Source organism: Bradyrhizobium sp. USDA 4011 (assembly GCF_054063415.1).
This window is the reverse complement of record NZ_JBSSGG010000001.1, coordinates 4,103,448-4,121,891: the sequence shown is the minus strand read 5'-3', so window position 1 is coordinate 4,121,891 and position 18,444 is coordinate 4,103,448. Positions and strand designations below refer to the sequence as shown.

Annotated in this window: 20 protein-coding genes and 1 tRNA gene; 18 read left to right on the top strand and 3 right to left on the bottom strand. The window is 63.9% G+C overall.

Translation table 11 applies throughout. The features are described 5' to 3' along the window. Window positions 1-235: 235 nt before the first annotated feature. Window positions 236-1,042, top strand: coding sequence for an undecaprenyl-diphosphate phosphatase (locus tag ACVW1C_RS19265; RefSeq protein ID WP_456759772.1), 807 nt, complete (start codon window positions 236-238; stop codon window positions 1,040-1,042). A 188-nt stretch (window positions 1,043-1,230) separates the two neighbouring features. On the opposite strand, the gene ACVW1C_RS19260 is transcribed toward ACVW1C_RS19265, so the two are convergent. Beyond that, on the bottom strand, window positions 1,231-2,199 hold the full coding sequence (locus tag ACVW1C_RS19260; protein ID WP_456759771.1) for a complex I NDUFA9 subunit family protein: 969 nt from the start codon (window positions 2,197-2,199) through the stop codon (window positions 1,231-1,233). 148 nt (window positions 2,200-2,347) lie between these two features. Between ACVW1C_RS19260 and ACVW1C_RS19255 the strand changes: the two genes are divergently transcribed. Then, window positions 2,348-2,434 (top strand) — tRNA-Leu (locus ACVW1C_RS19255). Window positions 2,435-2,694: 260 nt separating this feature from the next. Here the strand turns inward: ACVW1C_RS19255 and ACVW1C_RS19250 are convergent. Continuing rightward, window positions 2,695-3,960 (bottom strand): MFS transporter, encoded by a 1,266-nt coding sequence (locus tag ACVW1C_RS19250; protein ID WP_456759770.1) that lies wholly within the window; start codon window positions 3,958-3,960, stop codon window positions 2,695-2,697. A gap of 363 nt (window positions 3,961-4,323) precedes the next feature. On the opposite strand from ACVW1C_RS19250, the gene ACVW1C_RS19245 reads away from it, so the two are divergent. The 9 genes from ACVW1C_RS19245 to ACVW1C_RS19205 all read left to right on the top strand — a co-directional run bounded on the left by ACVW1C_RS19245 (window position 4,324) and on the right by ACVW1C_RS19205 (window position 11,752). Beyond that, on the top strand, window positions 4,324-4,938 hold the full coding sequence (locus ACVW1C_RS19245; RefSeq protein WP_173639784.1) for a ribonuclease H-like domain-containing protein: 615 nt from the start codon (window positions 4,324-4,326) through the stop codon (window positions 4,936-4,938). A 182-nt stretch (window positions 4,939-5,120) separates the two neighbouring features. Continuing rightward, window positions 5,121-5,846 (top strand): LPS export ABC transporter periplasmic protein LptC, encoded by a 726-nt coding sequence (gene lptC / locus ACVW1C_RS19240; RefSeq protein ID WP_456759769.1) that lies wholly within the window; start codon window positions 5,121-5,123, stop codon window positions 5,844-5,846. A 5-nt stretch (window positions 5,847-5,851) separates the two neighbouring features. Then, window positions 5,852-6,583, top strand: coding sequence for an LptA/OstA family protein (locus tag ACVW1C_RS19235; protein ID WP_456759768.1), 732 nt, complete (start codon window positions 5,852-5,854; stop codon window positions 6,581-6,583). Window positions 6,584-6,845: 262 nt separating this feature from the next. Further along, on the top strand, window positions 6,846-7,832 hold the full coding sequence (gene lptB, locus ACVW1C_RS19230) for an LPS export ABC transporter ATP-binding protein (RefSeq protein ID WP_456759767.1): 987 nt from the start codon (window positions 6,846-6,848) through the stop codon (window positions 7,830-7,832). Window positions 7,833-7,922: 90 nt separating this feature from the next. Continuing rightward, window positions 7,923-9,578: an RNA polymerase factor sigma-54 gene (rpoN, locus tag ACVW1C_RS19225; protein ID WP_456759766.1), complete on the top strand. Its 1,656-nt coding sequence runs from the start codon at window positions 7,923-7,925 to the stop codon at window positions 9,576-9,578. A 185-nt stretch (window positions 9,579-9,763) separates the two neighbouring features. After that, window positions 9,764-10,363, top strand: a complete 600-nt coding sequence (gene hpf, locus ACVW1C_RS19220) for a ribosome hibernation-promoting factor, HPF/YfiA family (protein WP_456759765.1) — start codon at window positions 9,764-9,766, stop codon at window positions 10,361-10,363. A gap of 232 nt (window positions 10,364-10,595) precedes the next feature. Continuing rightward, complete coding sequence (ptsN, locus tag ACVW1C_RS19215) at window positions 10,596-11,057, top strand: PTS IIA-like nitrogen regulatory protein PtsN (RefSeq protein WP_016843543.1); 462 nt, start codon at window positions 10,596-10,598, stop codon at window positions 11,055-11,057. Window positions 11,058-11,110: 53 nt separating this feature from the next. After that, entirely contained in the window at window positions 11,111-11,407 is a 297-nt protein-coding gene (locus ACVW1C_RS19210; protein WP_456759764.1) for a nucleotidyltransferase family protein, read from the top strand. A gap of 36 nt (window positions 11,408-11,443) precedes the next feature. Further along, window positions 11,444-11,752, top strand: coding sequence for a HepT-like ribonuclease domain-containing protein (locus ACVW1C_RS19205; protein WP_456759763.1), 309 nt, complete (start codon window positions 11,444-11,446; stop codon window positions 11,750-11,752). An 82-nt stretch (window positions 11,753-11,834) separates the two neighbouring features. Here ACVW1C_RS19205 and ACVW1C_RS19200 read toward each other — a convergent pair whose 3' ends face one another. Next, a complete protein-coding gene (locus tag ACVW1C_RS19200; RefSeq protein WP_456759762.1) occupies window positions 11,835-12,473 on the bottom strand; it encodes a TetR/AcrR family transcriptional regulator in 639 nt (212 codons plus the stop codon). Between the two features lie 331 nt (window positions 12,474-12,804). Here ACVW1C_RS19200 and ACVW1C_RS19195 point away from each other — a divergent pair, with 331 nt between their 5' ends. From ACVW1C_RS19195 to ACVW1C_RS19165, 7 genes are all read left to right on the top strand, one after another. Beyond that, window positions 12,805-13,608 (top strand): SDR family NAD(P)-dependent oxidoreductase, encoded by an 804-nt coding sequence (locus ACVW1C_RS19195; RefSeq protein WP_456759761.1) that lies wholly within the window; start codon window positions 12,805-12,807, stop codon window positions 13,606-13,608. Window positions 13,609-13,644: 36 nt separating this feature from the next. Further along, window positions 13,645-14,775 (top strand): DUF5938 domain-containing protein, encoded by a 1,131-nt coding sequence (locus ACVW1C_RS19190; RefSeq protein WP_456759760.1) that lies wholly within the window; start codon window positions 13,645-13,647, stop codon window positions 14,773-14,775. A gap of 143 nt (window positions 14,776-14,918) precedes the next feature. After that, the gene (locus ACVW1C_RS19185; RefSeq protein ID WP_456759759.1) at window positions 14,919-16,469 is read left to right on the top strand and encodes an AMP-binding protein; all 1,551 of its coding nucleotides are present in this window, start codon (window positions 14,919-14,921) and stop codon (window positions 16,467-16,469) included. 180 nt (window positions 16,470-16,649) lie between these two features. Beyond that, on the top strand, window positions 16,650-17,123 hold the full coding sequence (locus ACVW1C_RS19180; protein ID WP_456759758.1) for a hypothetical protein: 474 nt from the start codon (window positions 16,650-16,652) through the stop codon (window positions 17,121-17,123). 91 nt (window positions 17,124-17,214) lie between these two features. After that, window positions 17,215-17,457, top strand: coding sequence for a hypothetical protein (locus tag ACVW1C_RS19175; protein WP_456759757.1), 243 nt, complete (start codon window positions 17,215-17,217; stop codon window positions 17,455-17,457). 36 nt (window positions 17,458-17,493) lie between these two features. Then, window positions 17,494-17,694 carry a hypothetical protein gene (locus ACVW1C_RS19170; RefSeq protein WP_456759756.1) on the top strand — a complete coding sequence of 67 codons (201 nt, stop codon included), beginning with the start codon at window positions 17,494-17,496 and terminating at the stop codon, window positions 17,692-17,694. Between the two features lie 103 nt (window positions 17,695-17,797). Further along, a complete protein-coding gene (locus ACVW1C_RS19165) occupies window positions 17,798-18,145 on the top strand; it encodes a DUF6665 family protein (RefSeq protein ID WP_456759755.1) in 348 nt (115 codons plus the stop codon). Window positions 18,146-18,444: the final 299 nt, after the last annotated feature.

Genomic DNA, 18,444 nt, shown 5'->3' with positions numbered 1-18,444 from the left:
AGAAACCATCAACCTGTGTGACCTGAACCTGTGATTTGGCCAGACCAGTTCCGCTCGTCTCTATGTCGCGTCGGCACGCAAACCGGTAGCCACCCCCGCAGATGGTGCGGGTCACAAAAACGCTATAGCCCAGCAAATCGGCCGGGTAACCCATTGTTTGACGATTCTTTGCGATTGCGGCCTATGTGCGAATAAGCGAGAAGAATTCGGTTTTCCACACAGGGCAGATCAGATCATGATGACGGATATGCTGCGGGCGGTGATTCTCGGCATCGTCGAGGGCGTCACGGAGTTCCTGCCGGTTTCTTCGACAGGCCACCTGCTGCTCGCGGAACGCTTCTTCAATCTCGGCGAAGGCAATTTCTGGAAAAGCTTCACGATCCTGATTCAGCTGGGTGCGATCCTTGCGATCCTCGTGCTCTACTTCACCAGGTTGTGGCGCGTCGCGCTCGGCATGTTCTCCAATCCCGACGACCGCCGCTTCGTCATCGGCGTGCTGGTGGCGTTCCTGCCCGCCGTCGTGATCGGCCTGATCGCCGGCAAATACATCAAGGAATTCCTGTTCAATCCGTGGGTGGTCTGCTTCACGCTGATCGTCGGCGGCGCCGTCCTGCTCTGGGTCGATCAGCTCGATCTCAAAGTGTACGAGGACGACGCGACCCGGTTCCCGCTGTTGATGTATTTCTGGATCGGCGTCGCGCAGTGCCTGGCGATGATCCCCGGCGTGTCGCGCTCCGGTGCCAGCATCGTGGCTGCGATGCTGCTCGGCGCCGACAAGCGCTCGGCGGCGGAGTTCTCGTTCTTCCTCGCGATCCCGACCATGATCGGCGCGTTCGCCTATGATTTCTACAAGAACCGCGCCGACTTCTCGTCGGACAATCTCAGCGTCATCGCGGTCGGCTTCGTGGTCTCCTTCATCGTTGCAATGGTCGTGGTGAAGACGTTCCTCAACTACGTCACTCGCCACGGCTTCGCGTTCTTCGCCTGGTGGCGCGTGATCGTCGGCACGCTCGGCCTGATCGCGCTGGCGATGGGAAGGTAGGAGCTAACTGACGCTGATTCACCTCGCCCCGCGAGCGGGGAGAGGTCGGAACGCATCGCAAGATGCGTTCCGGGTGAGGGGGACTCACCGCGCACGCACATGCATCAGATTTGCGGAGGCAGCCCCTCACCCCAACCCTCTCCCCGTAAAGAACGGGGCGAGGGAGCAGCGTCCCGTCGGGGCGAGGCCTACGCGCTCTTCTTCTGGAACTGTCCGGTCGCGCGGAAGCGCCAGAGATATTGCGGGGCGATCGCTTCCATCGAATCGGGTGAGATACCGAGACCCGCGAAGGTCAGGCCGGCGGCCTTGGCGGCGTCGGACACCACATTGTCCGAGCGCAGCATCGCGACCTGGTCCGGGGTCAGCGTGAATGGCCCCGGCGCGAATTGCAGCACATACGACTGCAGCTTGGCGAGGCCGAACGGCAGCGGCGCCAGCATGCGGTCGCGCTGGGTGATCCGAAGGATGATCTGCATCACCTCGCGCATGGTCAGCACTTCCGGCCCGCCGAGCTCGTAGGTCGCGCCCGGCTTCGCCTTGCCGTCGACGGCATCGGCCACGGCGTCTGCGACGTCGGCGACATAGGCCGGCTGCACCTTGTTGACCCCGCCGCCGACCAGCGGCAGCACCGGCGACATCCGCGCCAGCGCCGCAAAGCGGTTGGTGAACTGATCCTCGGGCCCGAACAGCAGCGACGGCCGCATGATGGGGGCCTGCGGCAGGGCGGCCTGCACCGCCTGCTCGCCTTCCGCCTTGGCGCGGTAATAACCCGACAGCGAATCCTTATCGGCGCCGATCGCCGAGACATGGACCATCCGCCCGCCTGCGGCGGCTGCCGCCTTGGCGATGGTCTCGGCGCCCTTCACCTGCACGGCGTCAAAGCTCTGCCCGCCGCCCTCGGCCAGGATGCCGACCAGATTGATGGCGATATGCGAATCACGCATCGCCGCCTCGACCGAGGCCGGGTAGCGCACATTGGCCTGGACCGCATGAATCTGGCCGACGCGGCCGAGCGGCTGCAGATGGCCGGCCAGTTCAGGCCGCCGCACCGCGACTCGCACGCGGTAATCGCGCTTGCAGAGCGCCCGGACCACGTTCCGTCCCAGAAAACCCGATCCGCCGAAGACCGTGACGAGCGTTTCCAGGTTCGATGCCATGAGGTCCATTCCTGCCGGATTCGAGAGCGATTGGGCGTATTTAGAGCCTCTCGCGATACGCCATCAGCCCAATCCTGTACAGGCTATTTGAATTTCCAATCGCGAATTTGACAAGCGCGTAACCGATCCTTACTAAGCCGCTCCACATGCCCAGGTGGCGGAATTGGTAGACGCGCTGGCTTCAGGTGCCAGTGGCTTAACGGCCGTGAAGGTTCGAGTCCTTTCCTGGGCACCACCCCCTTTTTAAGCGATTGAAATCGCTAACGTTCGTGGCGCGGGTTAGGCGAAGCCGTAACCCACCACCGACGAGGGCGTTTGGGCTTCAGGCAGCACTGATCTTAGAAGTAGGCGGATCGTTGCGTCGCTGCCTAACGAGATCAATCCAGTATCGACAAGACCAATCGGACGAGACGGCCAGCCCGCGCCACCAATTGGTCCGCGCTGGCCGATTCAAGCTCGTCCCGGCCGCCATACCTCCAGATACGCGAGCGCCAGTCACACCACCCGCCGCCCCGCGCGCTTTGCGATCGGCCGTTGCACGAAATACATCGCGATCAGCGAGATCATCGAGCTCGCCACGACGACATAGCCGATGCGGTCGAAATGCAGCAGCGAGCCGTCCGGATTCTCGGCGACGATCGCGGCTGCAGCCACCGAACCGAGCCCGCCCGACAATTGCTGCACCGACGCGCTGATCGCGCTGAACGATCCGCGCTGGCTGGCGTCGGGGATCGCCGACATCAGCGCCTGCGACGGGATCATGCGCGAGAAGATGCCGACGAACATCAGCACATTGACGATGATCGCGGTCAGCAGCGAGACGTGGCCGAGATGCGTGTAGATCAGCACCATGATGGCCGACACCATGCAGCCGAAGATGAAGGTCGGATATTTGCCGAACGCATCGCTGGCGCGTCCGACCAGCGGTCCCATCAGGATGCTGAACAGGCCGGAGACCAGATAGATCGTCGGCAGATGGACGATGTCGATGCCGAGATTGTGCACGGTGAAGGCGCTGCCGAACGGCATCAGCATGAAGCCGCCGGTCGCCAGCAGCGTCGTCACCAGGAAGGCCAGCGTGTAGCGCGGCTGCGCGACGGTTGAGATCAAGTGCTGGAACGGGTTGCGGTCGTGCTGCAGCTTGAGGTGCCCGTCGACCGGATCCATCACCAGCGCGATGGTGGCGATTGCCGCGATCGACAGGCCGACGATGGCGACGAAGCAGATGTGCCAGTTCCAGTGATTGGCGAGGAAAAGTCCGGCGGGCACGCCGAGCACCTGGCTCGCGGCGAACGCGGTCTGGATGAAGCCCATCACCCGGCCGCGCAGATGCAGCGGAAACAGGTCGGTGACGATGGCGAGCACGACGGAGCCGATCACGCCGCCGAACAGGCCGGTGACGATGCGGCCGAGCAGCAGCACGTGGAAATTCTGCGCCAGTGCGCACAGCACGGTGCCGAACGTGAAGCCGACATAGAAGAACAGCAACAGCCGCTTGCGGTCGAAGCGATCGGCAAAGCCGGCGGCGAGGATGCCGGAAATGCCGGCCGCGAAGGCGTAGGCCGAGACCGCGACGCCGAACTGCCCGGCCGTGATGTTGAGCGACGGCATCAGGATGGCGCCGAGCGGCGACATGATGATGAAGTCGAGGATCAGGGTGAACTGCGTGAAGGCAAGCAGCGCGATCAGGAACGATTGATAGCGCGAAAAGCCGCGTTCCTGCGGCTCGTCGATCGGCGCGGCGATGGTCTGTTCCGACATGAGGCTCATTCGTGATGATGAGTGGAGCTGCGAGCGGCTGGGCACAGATAGGGGCCCCGTTCGCGGATTTCATCGGCGCCGAAATGCAAAAAAATGCGCGCAAGCGTGATCGAGGGCCGCGAAATTTCCCATGCTTCCATATGGGAATTGTGCCGCCTCCGATCATCCCACCTCTGATCGTTTGAATTGCAGCGTGATCCAAATGCAACAGCAGTCGCGCGACTGGGCCGCCGTGTCGGGATATGGCAAAGCTGGGCGGAAACCCCTGGCTGAGGGACCCGAGACTTCCTATCCGCTCGCATCCCGGGCGTTTGAGCGCTAGTGTCGCCCGTCGAATCGATCCAAGATCCGAGGCCCTTTTTCATGACCATCCGCCTGCATCGCGGCGACCTGCCTGATCTGTCCCGCTACACCGATTCCGTGGCAATCGACACCGAGACCATGGGACTGCATCCGCACCGTGACCGGCTCTGCGTGGTGCAGATGTCGAACGGCGACGGCACCGCCGACGTGATCCAGATTCCGAAGGGGCACACCGATGCGCCGAACTTGAAGGCGCTGCTCGCGAATCCTGCGATCACCAAGATCTTTCATTTCGCGCGGTTCGACGTCGCGGTGCTCTACAACACGTTCGGCGTGATGCCGGCGCCGGTCTATTGCACCAAGATCGCCTCGCGCCTGTCGCGCACCTATACCGACCGCCATGGCCTGAAGGATCTGGTGCGCGAGGTGCTGAACGTCGAACTGTCGAAGCAGCAGCAGTCGAGCGACTGGGGTGCGCAAAGCCTGAGCGAGGCCCAGCTCGCCTATGCCGCGTCCGACGTGCTGCATCTGCATGCGCTGCGCGACAAGCTGAATGTCATGCTGGCGCGCGAGGGACGCACGGATCTCGCGAAGGCTTGCTTCGATTTCCTGCCCGCCCGCGCCAGGCTCGATCTCGACGGCTGGGAGGCCGAGGACATCTTCGCCCATTCGTGATTTCGCCCGTTCATGACGGGCGCCGAATTCGTCGCAGCGGGGCCGGTTCCGCCCCGTTTCGGCCAAACTGTTCACGCGTGGTCCGCCTTGAAGTCGGCTTGGGGGGCGCGACGCGAGGTCCGGGCTGCATATTGGGGCGGCTCCGGCTAGAATAGGGGCAATTTCGCGCCTCTGGAGCTCAGGTGAATTCGGTTCAGAATCCAGCCTATGTGACGGGCCTCGAGGCGCGCTTTGCCGCCGCCGCGCGGCACAGCCGTATGGTGCGGATCCTGCGCATCGGCGTGCCTGCAGTGGTTGGGCTGGCGATGGGGGTGATCATCTACATCGCGGTCTTCAATCCGTTCAAGGAAGTGATGGCCAAGCTGCCGGTCGAGATGGACAACCTCGTGGTGTCAGGCACCAAGATCACGATGGAATCGCCGCATATCGCCGGTTTCTCGGCCGACGGCCGGCCCTATGAAATGTGGGCCAAGGCGGCGATCCAGGACGTCACCGATCCCGACCATGTCGAGCTGAAAACCATCCGCGCCAAGGTGGCGCAGCAGGATCAGTCGACGGTGACGATGGATGCGCGCACCGGCTTCTTCGACAACAAGAAGCAGCTGCTCGACCTGCGCCAGGATATCTTCCTGCAATCGTCCACCGGCTATGAGGCGAAGCTGACGCAGGCCTTCGTCGACATCAACAAGGGCAACGTGTCGTCGGACGAGCATGTCGACGTCAAGCTGCTCGAGGGCACACTGACCGCCGACCGCCTCAGGATCTACAACAGCGGCGAGCTCGTGCGGTTCGAAGGCAATGTCGTGATGTATCTGGACAAGCTCGGCGACAACAATCCGAGCCCGCCCGCCGAGCCCGCGCCACCTCCGCCGCCACCGAAGCCGCGCAAGTCCGCTAACCCGAAATGAATTTGATGATGAGACGTTTTCCGCACGGCATCGCAATTGCGGCCTTTCTGCTCACGCTGTTCGCAGCCGGCGCTGTGTCCGCGCAGGGCTCGATGAGTGGTGTTCCCAACGCCATGCAGGGCTTTTCGCAGAACCGCGACCAGCCGATCCAGATCGAGGCCGCTTCGCTCGAAATGCGCGACAAGAAGAAGGAGGCGACCTTCGCCGGCAATGTGAAGGTCGTGCAGGGCGACACCACCATGACCTCGAAGGTGCTGGTCGTGTTCTACGAGGACAAGTCGACCCAGACGCCGGCGCCGGCTGCGGGCGGCACCAAGGCTGCCGCCGCTCAGAAAGGCGCGCCGATACAATCGGCAACGCCCGGCCCCGGCGGCGCGTCCTCGATCAAGCGCCTGGAGGCGAAGGGCAATGTCGTCGTCACCCAGAAGGATCAGGTCGTTACCGGCGAGACCGCGATCTTCGACACCAAGACCAACCTGATCACCATGCTTGGCGGTGGCGGCGGCCAGGTGGTGCTGACCCAGTGCCAGAACGTGCTGCGCGGCGACCGTCTGCTGGTCGACATGACCACCGGCGTCTCGCGGGTGGAATCCGACAGCGGCAAGGTGCAGGGCCTGTTCATCCAGTCGCAGGGCGGACAGAACGGCAAGGGCGGCTGCGGCACGCCGGCTGCCCCCGGCACGGCCCCTGCAGCCCCGTCGCCGCTCCAACTGCTTCCGGGAAGCAAGTCGAAATAGGCTCTACAAAGTAAGCTTCACGTAAGGTGATGTAGAATCAATAAGTTAGATAATATTTTGCGACCGCGAGGTTGAAGCGCGCGGGGCGAGACTGTATTTACTCCAGCGGCCCGGCCGGACGATGTGCCTTTGAGGGGGAGTTATGTTGGCCGGGACAGGGGCATCCATTCATTCAAGGCGCATGCTGGCGCTTTGCCGTGCGAATCGATTGGTCCGCAGGCAAGGTCGCGGGATCACCGTGAAAGGCTGAAGCGAAGCGGGGATGGTGGATTTTCTCGGCATGTTCCGGCGGCGTCCTGCGAAACGCAGTTCCGGATTCGCGCGCGCGCATGACGACATCACGGCGCTCGGCGACCAGTTCGGCGAGATGCTGACGTCACCGGTGCGCGACGCGCCGCCGATGGCGCGCGCCGCTCCGGTTCCCGCCGTCGAGCTGCCGCGATCCCAGCCCACAGCAGCACCCGCCCCAGCGCGGGCGAGGCCGGCCAGGAAAACCGCCGCTTCTGCGCCGCAGCTCATCAAGCGGCCGGGCTATCTGGCTGTGCATAGCGTGGAAAAGAGTTTTGGCAGCCGCCAGGTCGTGCGCGGCGTCAGCATCTATGTGCGCCGCGGCGAGGCGGTCGGCCTGCTCGGGCCCAACGGCGCCGGCAAGACCACCGTATTCTACATGATCACCGGCCTGATCAAGGCTGATCGCGGCGCGATCGAGCTCGACGGCCACGACGTCACCAAGCTGCCGATGTATCAGCGCGCGCGGCTCGGCATCGGTTATCTGCCGCAGGAAGCCTCGATCTTCCGCGGCCTGTCGGTCGAGCAGAACATCCGCGCGGTGCTCGAGGTCGTCGAGCCCTCGAAGAAGAAGCGCGAGCACGAACTGGATTCGCTGCTCGACGAGTTCAACATCACGCGGCTGCGTAAGAGCCCGTCGATCGCGCTGTCCGGCGGCGAGCGCCGCCGCGTCGAGATCGCGCGCGCACTGGCGACGCGCCCGAACTACATGCTGCTCGACGAGCCGTTCGCCGGCATCGACCCGATCGCGGTCGGCGACATCCAGGACCTCGTCCGTCATCTCACCAACCGCGGCATCGGCGTGCTCATCACCGACCACAACGTCCGGGAGACGCTCGGCCTGACCGACCGTGCCTATATCGTCTATGCCGGTGAGATCTTGACTGAGGGAAGCCCGGAGGAGATCGTTAACGATCCGGATGTCCGCCGGCTTTACCTTGGCGAGGAATTCCGCCTGTAGCCCAAAAATTGCACCCGTCAAGCCGTGTACATCCCAAGCGGACTAAGATAAGCAAGAATCGAGCCAATATTTGGGATCGTTCTTGCCTCCATGGCGCTGACGCAAAGACTAGAGTTCCGCCAGTCGCAGTCGCTGGTGATGACGCCGCAGCTGATGCAGGCGATCAAGCTGCTGCAACTGTCGAACCTGGATTTGTCGACCTTTGTCGAGGAAGAGCTGGAGCGCAACCCGCTGCTCGAGCGGGCCGCCGACGGGCCGGAACCGCCGGTGGCGGGCGAGCCGGCGATGGAGCGGCCGGACTACGGCGATTCCGATGGTTCCTTGAGCTACGGGGATGACGGCGAGGCGTCCGACATGGCCGCAGGCTCGGGCGGCGAGGCCGCCTTTGAGCCCGGCCAGGAGGAATGGCTGAACCGCGACCTCGGCACCCGCGCCGAGATCGAGCAGACGCTCGATACCGGGCTCGACAACGTCTTCTCCGAGGAGCCGGCCGAAGCCGCCGCGCGCGCCGCGCAAGACGCGCCCCCGTCGGTCTATACCGAATGGGGTGGTGGCGCCTCCAGCGACGACGAATACAATCTCGAAGCCTTCGTGGCCGCCGAGCTGACGCTCGCCGACCACCTCGCCGAACAGCTCGCGGTGGCATTCTCGGCGCCGGCGCAGCGCATGATCGGGCAGTATCTGATCGACCTGGTCGACGACGCCGGCTACCTGCCGGCCGATCTCGGTCAGGCCGCCGAGCGGCTCGGAGCGTCGCAGCAAGCGGTCGACGAGGTCGTCGCGGTGCTGCAGAAGTTCGATCCGCCGGGCGTGTGCGCGCGAAACCTGAGCGAGTGCCTGGCGATCCAGCTGCGCGAGCTCGATCGCTACGATCCGGCGATGCAGGCGCTGGTCGAGCATCTCGATCTGCTCGCCAAGCGCGACATCGCGGCGTTGCGAAAGCTGTGCGGCGTCGACGACGAAGACATCACCGACATGATCGCGGAGATCCGCCGGCTCGACCCGAAGCCGGGGCTGAAGTTCGGCACCGCCCGGACGCAGACCATGGTGCCCGACGTTTATGTCCGTCCAGGCCCCGACGGCGGCTGGCATGTCGAGCTCAACAGCGACACTCTGCCGCGCGTCCTGGTCAACCAGACCTATTACTCTGAGCTGTCGAAGACGATCCGCAAGGACGGTGACAAGTCGTACTTCACCGACTGCCTGCAGAACGCGACCTGGCTGGTCCGCGCGCTCGATCAGCGCGCCCGCACCATCCTGAAGGTCGCAACCGAAATCGTCCGCCAGCAGGACGGATTCTTCACCTATGGCGTCGCGCACCTAAGGCCGCTCAATCTGAAGGCGGTGGCGGATGCGATCCAGATGCATGAATCGACGGTGTCGCGCGTCACCGCCAACAAATACATGGCGACCAATCGCGGCAGTTTTGAATTGAAGTATTTTTTCACCGCATCGATCGCCTCCGCCGATGGCGGCGAGGCCCATTCGGCCGAAGCGGTGCGTCACCACATCAAGCAACTGATCGACGGCGAGGCGGCGTCGGCGATCCTGTCCGACGACACGATCGTGGAACGTTTGCGCGCTTCGGGCATTGATATTGCCCGCCGCACCGTCGCGAAGTACCGCGAGGCGATGCGGATACCATCCTCGGTGCAGCGCCGCCGTGACAAACAGAGCATGCTCGGTAATGCCCTTTCGGCTCCTGCCTCCTCGCCCGACCGCTCGCGCGATACAGCCCCCGTTTAGGTTACTTTGTCAGGATGACCCCGTCCGAGTACGGGCAGGATCATGTGCTCGTTGCGTTCGCGTCAAATCGCGATAGTCTCAATCTTTCCTGGTGAAGCGTCGTCCAGCAAGGGAGGTGACCGGAAGCCCAGCAAACATCAGGCTCCTGCAAGAGTGATCGAGGCATCCAGCAATTGAGGCATCAAATGACCCTTCGAGTCTCGGGAAAGAGCATCAGCATCGGCGAGGCGCTTCGCGCGCGCGTCAGCGAGCGCACCGACGAGGTCCTGCGAAAGTATTTTGATGGCAACTATTCCGGTCACATCACGCTGAGCAAGGATGGCTTCGGCTTCCGAACCGACTGCTCGCTGCATCTGGATTCCGGCATCACGCTGGAAGCCGAATCCAACGCCGCCGACGCCTATGCCAGCGCGGATGCCGCGCTCCTGATGATCGAGAAGCGGCTGCGTCGCTACAAGAGCCGGCTCAAGGACCGCTCGGCCCGCAAAACCTACGCCGCGAATGCTGCGCTTGCCGAAATGAATGGCGTCGGGCTCGACGCGCCGAGCTACGTCATCGAGGCGCCCGAGAACGAGGACGAGGTCACCGAATACAGCCCGGTGATCATTGCCGAGGCAACCACCGCGCTGAAGCGGCTGTCGGTCAGCGAAGCCGTCATGGAGCTCGATCTGACCGGCGCCTCCTGCCTGGTATTCCAGCATGGCGGCAGTGGCCGGTTGAACATCATATACCGCCGTACGGACGGCAATGTCGGCTGGGTCGATCCGCCGGCGGTGAGCCCTTGAGGATAGTTGGCAGATGGCATTGACGTCCGAAGCCGGCCCTGCTTATGGTCCGCCGCCTCCCGCAACAAGGGGGGCGGAACAGGGTTCGCAGGTGTTGGCACCGCCGATACGTTGGAGTAGAAGCCCTGCCAGCTGGACCCGGGCTAAGCCCGCATCCCACCTCAACTTCTTGACGCCGCCGCTGTAAAGCCTATTTCGCAACCTGACGGTTCATTCACCTCGGAACGTCCCAATGCCGATTACCGATTTGGTCGCACCCGAGGCGATACTCCCGGCTTTGAAAGTCATCAGCAAGAAGCAGGCGCTGCAGGAACTCGCCGCGCGCGCTTCGGCTTTGACCGGGCAGAACGAACGCGCGATCTTCGAGGTGCTGCTGCAGCGCGAGAAGCTCGGCACCACGGCGGTCGGCTATGGCGTCGCCATTCCGCACGGCAAGCTGCCCAAGCTGGAGAAGCTGTTCGGCTTCTTCGCCCGCCTCGAGCGCCCGATCGATTTCGAGGCGATGGACGGCCAGCCGGTCGATCTGATCTTCCTGCTGCTGGCGCCCGAAGGCGCCGGCGCCGACCACCTCAAGGCGCTGGCGCGCATCGCCCGCCTGCTGCGTGACCAGGACGTCGCCAAGAAGCTGCGCGCCTCGCGCGACGCCCAGGCGATCTACTCGGTGCTGGCGCTGCCGCCGGCGAGCGCGGCGTAGGGCCGCCGCACGGGTTTTGCGGGCGCTTGGCTGCTCGTGGTACAGTTTCTTTTATGACGCGGACCGAAGCCCTCAGGAAGCTGCGTGACCAGGCCGATGCCGTCAGGGCACTCGGGGCGACAGCGCTATATTTATTTGGTTCGACGGCGCGCGACGAGGCTCATGCAGAGAGTGATGTCGATCTTTTCGTCGACTACGACCCTCGCGGCCGGTTCAATGCGCTCGACCTCGTCGCAACCAAGCGACTGCTCGAAGAGAGTCTCGGCGTCGAAGTCGATCTCACTACACGTAAAGGCCTTCATCCACTGATTCGAGAGCGGATCGAGGCGGAGGCAACGCGGGTCTTCTGAATGATCGGGCGCTCTCCCTTGCTTCGGATCCACGACATGCTCGAAAGCATCCATGGCATCGAACAGGCGCTGGCAGGAAAGTCAATTCGCGACTACGAGCGCTCTTGGCTGCTGCGCTCCGCAATTGAACGCGGAATCGAGGTCATTTCGGAAGCGAGCCGACACCTCGGCAGCGAGTTGAAGGCTCGGCACGAGAATGTCCGCTGGAAAGACATCGCTGGCATCGGCAATATCTTGCGACATGAGTACCAGCGTGTTGACGCCACGATCGTCTGGAAGGCGGTCAAAGATGATTTGCCGCCACTCAAGGCCGCGCTGCTGGCGCTCAAGGCTTCGCTGGAGTAGCGAAACGTGGCCGTTCGGTCGCACGACCTTCATCAAGGCGAATCGATTGCACGCTTGTGCGTGCCGACAAGTCGCAAGTCTCTCAACAGATCGTCGGCAGCAGATGGCGGACTTCGTCGAGCAGATCGGGGATGGCCTTCTCGTCGCTGGCGAGGTGCCTGAGCAGCGCGCTCTGGAACAGGCCGTCGAACAGCGCGTAGAGCGCAGCCGGAGACGATGCCGGCTTCCTGTTGCCCAACTCCGCGTAGCGCGTGGCGATGCGCCAGATCATTGCTTCCAGGCTCTTGTCGATCTCGAGCACGTCCTTGCGAAACGCGGGCTCGAACATCGCCTGCGAGCGCAGGTCGTACCAGAGCCGGTGCATGCGGGCTTCGTCCTGCAACGTCGCCGCGAGCTTGGCGAGGAAGCCTTCGGTCAATTCGTCGCGGCTTCGTGCCGTCGTCACCACTTCGTCGTAGCGCGTCACGCATTTCGCCTTGTAGTGACGGACGCAGCAGCAAATCAGATCGAGCTTGTCGCTAAAGTAGTAGTGAAACACGCCGTGAGTGAATGCGGAGTTCTGCGCGATCTCGCGCAGGCTGGTGCGCGCGAAGCCGAGTTCGCCGAGCGTTTCCAGCGCGGCTTCCGCAAGCTCGATGCGGCGTGCGTTGAACTTCTCGTCGCGTAGCGTCTCGACCGCCACCGCCACGCGTTGGGCCGCTCCTGTCGCTTGCCGCGCCATCTCGTGCCTTTCCTGTCTCTTCCCTGCAGCAACTTATACCGCGCGAACCGCAGCGCGCTCCATCTCTTCACAATCATCCTCTTTGACACTTGTCAAATTCAGGCTTGACAAGTGTCAAGTTCCTGGACGAGGGTTGGCGCAATAATTTGGACAACCGTCAAGACGGCTGACCTAACGACATCAAGGAGGAAATGCACTGCCGGGGCGCGCCAACGCTGCGCCCGCCGACGCCGGCCGTGACCACCAATGCGCTCAGAATGCGCAAGGCCGCCGAGCGTGCTGTCGATCGCCAAAACACCGATCAATCACCAAGCAAAGGGAGGACTACGTCATGAGTGGGAAGAGCCTTGAAGGCAGGAAAGCCCTGGTCACCGGCGGCGCCCGGGGGATTGGCGCAGCAATCGCGCAGGCGCTGGCGCGGTCCGGTGCCGCGGTCATGATCAGCGACATCCTCGACGACGCCGGCAAGGCCAGCGCCGTCGAGATCGCCAAGGCCGGGGTGAAAACCGGCTTCGTCAAGCTCGACGTCACCGACGACGCGCAATGGGAGCGGGCCGTCGCCGCGACGGTCGAAACCCTGGGCGGCTACGACATCCTGATCAACAATGCCGGCATCGAGATCACCTCGCTGGTCGCCGAGATCAAGGCCGAGGACGCGCGCCGGATGTGCGACGTCAACATCGTCGGCACCGTGCTCGGCATGAAGCACGCCTTCCGCGCGATGCGGCCGGGCGGAGCCGCGGGCAAGGGCGGCGCAGTCGTCAACATCGCCTCGGTCGCGGCGACGATCGCCTTTCCGAGCATCGCCGTCTACTCCGGCACCAAATCCGCCGTCGACCGCATGACGCGGGTCGGTGCGATGGAAGCCGGCAAGCTCGGCTACGGGGTGCGGGTGAACTGCATCTATCCCGGCCTGATCCCGACCGACATGGGTCTGCAACTCGCCAATGACATCGTGAAGATCGGTCTTGCGCCCGACGTCAACGCCGCCGTCGGCTCGGTCGTGGAGCAGACGCCGCTCGGCAAGCTCGCCGAGGTCTCCGACATCGCCGACGCCGCGGTGTTCCTGTGCTCGAACGATGCCCGCTTCATCACCGGCATCGGCCTGCCGGTCGATGGCGGCATGGGCATGTAGCAACGAAGCCGACAACAAGCATTTCGGAGGATCGCAATGAGCGAGAAGAAGCCCGTCATCGTCTATGGCGCTTCCGGCTACACCGGCCGGCTGGTCTGCGAATATCTGCGCGAGTACAACATCCCCTTCATCGCCGCCGGCCGCAGCGCCGAGAAGCTCAACGCCGCGATGAAGTCGAACGTGGCCGGCATCGAAACCGCCGATCACGAGGTGGTTTCAGTGCCGCACACCGTGGCCGCACTGACCGAATTGTTCAAGGGCGCCTCGGTGGTGCTCAACACCGTGGGTCCGTTCGCCAAGTTCGGCAACGAGGTGGTGCAGGCCTGCCTGGCTGCCAAGTGCCACTACACCGACACCACCGGCGAGCAGGACTGGCTGATCACGCTCGAGCAGGAGTTTGGCACGAAGTTCGCCAATGCCGGCCTGCTGCTGGCGCCGGGCATCGCGCAGATGTACACCACCGGCGAGATCGCCGCGCAGCTGTGCCTGGAGACGCCCGGCCTCGACACGCTCGATATCGCCGTGTTCTGGGGCGGCAGCCCGACCATCGCCTCGACGCAGACCATCCTGGTCAACGCCGCGATGGCCAAGGCTTACTACCTTGAGCAGAATAAGTACGTCGAGCATCAGCCCGATGCCGGCCTCTACAACCTCGCCATCCCCGGCCAGCACGAGCTGGCGCTGGCGCTGCCGTGGGGCGGCACCTCGCACCCGGTGTGGTTCAAGCGCGATCCGCGCGTGGCCAACGTGAAGGTGTTGGGCGGCGTGTTCAACCGCGCGCTGATGCTGGGCGTGCCGCAGATCGTTGCCGCAGCGCTCGAGGCGACCAAGGACATGAAGCCCGACGAGCGCTACGCCGCGCTGGCGCAGACCGCTGCCGGCGTGATGAACACCATGCCGCCGCGCGAGAACCCGCGCATCAACAAGTCGATGGACTCGGTGTATGCCTCCGGCCCGCTGGGGCGCGCGCACTGCGTGATCTACGGCAACAGCAACTACAAACAGACCGGCATGCTGCAGGCCTTTGCCGCGGCGTACCTGCTGCAGCAGCCGCCCAAGCGCGTGGGCTTCGCCTCCGGCTGCCAGGCGTTCGGCCATCACGAACTGCTCGGGCAATTGCGCAGCTTCGGCTTGGTCGGCAAACCGGTCCTGACCGTGCACGATTGAGCTCGGGCCCCGATTGGCTCGGGGCCCAACACTCCGTTCCCTGAAGCGTTTTCGTCAAGCGGACCGGTAGCCGATCTGCCCGAAAACGCCGCTTCCGCGGGTGACGCAGTAGCGCGTCACCCGCCTCTTGCGCGAGACCTGCCATGCGCTTCATCGATTATCTCGACAAGGGTGCCTCGCTCGGCGCCGACGCGCCGTGCCTCACGATGGACGGACGGGACCTCAGCTATGGCGAAGTGCAGCGGCTGAGCTACCGGATCGCGCGCGGGCTGGAGCGATCGGGCATCGCGCCCGGCGAGAAGGTCGCGATCCTGTCCGGCAACGATCCGCTCGCGTTCGCCTGCGTGTTCGGCATCTCGCGCGCCGCCGCGGTGTGGTGCCCGATCAACCCGCGCAACGAGGCCACCGAGAACAAGTTCATCCTCGATCAGTTCGATTGCAGCCTGCTGCTGTTTCATTCGAGCTTCGCGCCGATGGTCGAAGCGGTGAAGCAGGATCTGCCCAAGCTGCGCGCGCTGGTCTGCCTCGATGCCGAATTGCCGTTTGCGCCGTCATTCGACCGCTGGCTCAGCGGTGTCGCCGATGATGTCTATCAGCGCGAGACGATCGACGATCTCGCGATGATCCCGGGCACTGGCGGCACCACCGGCAAGCCGAAGGGTGTGATGCTCTCCGGCCGCAACATCGAGGCGATGACGGCGCTGACCCTGATGGGCTACCCGTTCAAGGGCCGCCCGATCTATCTCGCGCTGGCGCCGCTGACGCATGCCGCCGGCGTGCTTTGCTTTCCGATCATGACGCTCGGCGGCCGCGTCGTGATCATGCATCACCCTGACATCGGCGAGTTCCTCGCGCTGATCGAACGCTATCGCGTTACGCATACGTTCCTGCCGCCGACCGTGATCTACATGCTGCTCGACCATCCCGGGCTCGATGCAGCCGATCTCACCTCGCTGCAATGCTTCTGGTACGGCGCGGCACCGATTTCGGCGACGCGGCTCGCGGAAGCGTTGAAACGGATCGGGCCGATGGCGCAGCTGTTCGGCCAGACCGAGGCGCCGATGATGATCTCGATGATGGCGCCCGCCGATCACTACAATGCAGACGGCACGATCGCGATGGAGCGCCTTGCCTCCGCGGGCCGGATCGGTCCGCTGGTGCAGGCCGGCATCATGGATGGCGACGGCAGGCTGTTGCCCGCGGGATCGCGCGGCGAGATCGTGGTGCGCGGTTCGCTGGTCATGGAAGGCTACTACAAGAATCCGGAGGCCACGCGTGAGGCCTCGGCGCACGGTTGGCACCACACCGGCGATATCGGCTACATCGACGGCGACGGCTACCTCTACATCGTCGACCGCGCCAAGGACATGATCATCACCGGCGGCTTCAACGTCTACTCGATCGAGGTAGAGAACGCGTTGCGTGCCCACGAGGCGGTGCAGGATTGTGCCGTCATTGGGCTGCCCGACGACAAATGGGGTGAGCGCATCGTCGCGGTGGTGCAGCCGCGCGCCGGCCAAACCGTCGATGCGACGGCGCTGGCCGCGTTCGTCAAGCAGCAGGTCGGCAGCATCAAGACGCCGAAGCAGATCGAGGTCTGGGACGATCTGCCGCGTTCCAAGGTCGGCAAGGTGCTGAAGCCGGACATCCGCGCGCGCTTGACCGAGCGTTCAGGCAGCCAGGGCGGCGCTTGATGTAGACGCTGTGGACCTGACGCTGTTGCCGCACCGGGTTTTAAATGCTCGCTATTCGCCGGCCTTGAGCGTAGAGTCGCGTCATCACCGCCCATCCACGGCATCCACCGGTGACTGAGGGTAACGTAGGGCTCCCGCCAACAGATGAGGAGCATACGTGCTTGGATTTCGTCTGGCCGATTGGATCGTGCCGCCGGTGATCGTTCCCCTGTTTCTTCTGCTCCTGGTGGCCGCTGCCGCCGTCCTGCATGGATAAGGCGACGCAACGATGAATTCGGCAGCGCCGGCGTTTGGCCACGCCAGGCGGACGCAGGATGCGACCGGCAACGCGCAAGCGCGCAGTCGGCGCACAACCAAAATCATGAAACGCTCGGTGTGAGGATCGCCCGGAAAGGCACCTGTTTGAAAACGCATCTATTCGCCGTGGTCGCGGCCGGCCTGATTGCACAAGGCGCGCTCGCCGCAGAACCGACCTGCCACAAGATCGAAGGCACGGTCGGTCGTCTCGCCTGCTACGATGCTGCGTTCCCTCCGACGGTCAAGGAGCCTCCGGCCATTGATAGCAACGCGCCGCGATCCGAATACAAGGACCCGTTGATCGCGGAAGAGGCCCGCCTTGCGGCGAAGCTGAAGAACATCTGTCGCGGTTGTTGAGATTTGCGACGAGCTACGCGAGTGGCCGGCGACGAGCGCATCGCTTCGTCCTTGGCGTCACCGCGTCCGGTGGCCGGCGGAAGGAGCCTTGATGGCAAGCGAAATGACCTACGTCGTGCAGGCGTTCAACGCCGGCAAGGGTGGGCATCTCAAGCCGGACCCTCCGATCGCCTGCAAGACGGCAAATGGCGCACTGCGAACGGCAGAGCGCCTGGCGTTGAGCAAGCTCGCCGTCGTTGCATTCTCGTCCACCGGCGATCCCGAAACGGGTGACTATGATGATGAGCCGATGGTCTTCTTCCGGAAGGGCGATCTTCCGGCGGTGTTCGGCTAAGGCCCGGTTGCGAAAGCTACGTAAGGGAGGACCCGGATGAGCGAGCGACTCGAAACACTGAAGAAAGCCCGTGATCGCATGATCGAGGACAGGGACGCGCATGCGAAAGTGCTGGCCGCTCCGTTCGATCGTGACAAGGCGGAGCGGGCTCGCAGCAAGTTCGTCGAGGTTCAGGCGTTGGTCGAAGCCCTGGACCGCGCCATCAGCGCGGAGAACCCCATTTCCGCAAGGGACTGAAACCGGATGCGGTGCGCGACGGGTTTGAACGTGTATTGACAACCGGCCGTGGCGCCAGAAAAATCCGGGGATCATCGTTCTGCATCGACCCCTGGGATAACCGATGTCCCTCGACTTTCGCTTCCATCGCACTCCCGTCGACGTTCTTACCTACGAGCTCGCCGAGGAGAAAGCTTCGGCACTCGGACGGATGGGCCGCGCGCTGGAACAGGCTCTCGCCAGGCTGCGCGAGTTCGATGCTGCCCATCCGCGCGCTGAAGCACCGGCATCCGCCCAACAGGCGCGGCGCATCCTGGTGCGGGAAGCCGGCCACGCGCTCTGGATGTTCGTGGTGCAGCGGGAAGCTTGCGGCATGCGCGACAGCCGCGCGATCATGCGCACCTACAATGTGCCCGGCGAAGTGCAGCACTGCATGGGCCCGATGCTCGCCGCATCGACCGCATCGCCATAAAGGCGCGGACCGCCACCGCGCTGCAGCAGTGGCCGACGAGCACGTTCGACGACCATTCCCACAGACCAAGGTCGAATTTACCGGGCGGACCGAAGGACTAGATTTCGGATTGCAAGACCGTGTCATGAAGGGATGTCGTACTCCCGCGATGGCGATCGGTTAGGCCGCGCGTGATCCAGGACCGGCTTCCTCAAGGCCTGCGTGGGCACGCCCCGCGCATTTGCGGCCCTGCCCCAACCAAACAAATAACCGGGCATCGATACCACCGTCCACTGCAGTGGACGGGGGACGAAACGCAT

Excerpts from the sequence above, each read along its gene's own strand:
- ACVW1C_RS19265 (WP_456759772.1), top strand. The coding sequence starts at position 236 with ATGATGACGGATATGCTGCGGGCGGTGATTCTCGGCATCGTCGAGGGC.
- ACVW1C_RS19260 (WP_456759771.1), bottom strand. The coding sequence starts at position 2,199 with ATGGCATCGAACCTGGAAACGCTCGTCACGGTCTTCGGCGGATCGGGT.
- ACVW1C_RS19250 (WP_456759770.1), bottom strand. The coding sequence starts at position 3,960 with ATGTCGGAACAGACCATCGCCGCGCCGATCGACGAGCCGCAGGAACGC.
- ACVW1C_RS19245 (WP_173639784.1), top strand. The coding sequence starts at position 4,324 with ATGACCATCCGCCTGCATCGCGGCGACCTGCCTGATCTGTCCCGCTAC.
- ACVW1C_RS19235 (WP_456759768.1), top strand. The coding sequence starts at position 5,852 with ATGATGAGACGTTTTCCGCACGGCATCGCAATTGCGGCCTTTCTGCTC.
- lptB (WP_456759767.1), top strand. The coding sequence starts at position 6,846 with ATGGTGGATTTTCTCGGCATGTTCCGGCGGCGTCCTGCGAAACGCAGT.
- rpoN (WP_456759766.1), top strand. The coding sequence starts at position 7,923 with ATGGCGCTGACGCAAAGACTAGAGTTCCGCCAGTCGCAGTCGCTGGTG.
- hpf (WP_456759765.1), top strand. The coding sequence starts at position 9,764 with ATGACCCTTCGAGTCTCGGGAAAGAGCATCAGCATCGGCGAGGCGCTT.
- ptsN (WP_016843543.1), top strand. The coding sequence starts at position 10,596 with ATGCCGATTACCGATTTGGTCGCACCCGAGGCGATACTCCCGGCTTTG.
- ACVW1C_RS19210 (WP_456759764.1), top strand. The coding sequence starts at position 11,111 with ATGACGCGGACCGAAGCCCTCAGGAAGCTGCGTGACCAGGCCGATGCC.
- ACVW1C_RS19205 (WP_456759763.1), top strand. The coding sequence starts at position 11,444 with ATGCTCGAAAGCATCCATGGCATCGAACAGGCGCTGGCAGGAAAGTCA.
- ACVW1C_RS19200 (WP_456759762.1), bottom strand. The coding sequence starts at position 12,473 with ATGGCGCGGCAAGCGACAGGAGCGGCCCAACGCGTGGCGGTGGCGGTC.
- ACVW1C_RS19195 (WP_456759761.1), top strand. The coding sequence starts at position 12,805 with ATGAGTGGGAAGAGCCTTGAAGGCAGGAAAGCCCTGGTCACCGGCGGC.
- ACVW1C_RS19190 (WP_456759760.1), top strand. The coding sequence starts at position 13,645 with ATGAGCGAGAAGAAGCCCGTCATCGTCTATGGCGCTTCCGGCTACACC.
- ACVW1C_RS19185 (WP_456759759.1), top strand. The coding sequence starts at position 14,919 with ATGCGCTTCATCGATTATCTCGACAAGGGTGCCTCGCTCGGCGCCGAC.
- ACVW1C_RS19175 (WP_456759757.1), top strand. The coding sequence starts at position 17,215 with ATGGCAAGCGAAATGACCTACGTCGTGCAGGCGTTCAACGCCGGCAAG.
- ACVW1C_RS19170 (WP_456759756.1), top strand. The coding sequence starts at position 17,494 with ATGAGCGAGCGACTCGAAACACTGAAGAAAGCCCGTGATCGCATGATC.
- ACVW1C_RS19165 (WP_456759755.1), top strand. The coding sequence starts at position 17,798 with ATGTCCCTCGACTTTCGCTTCCATCGCACTCCCGTCGACGTTCTTACC.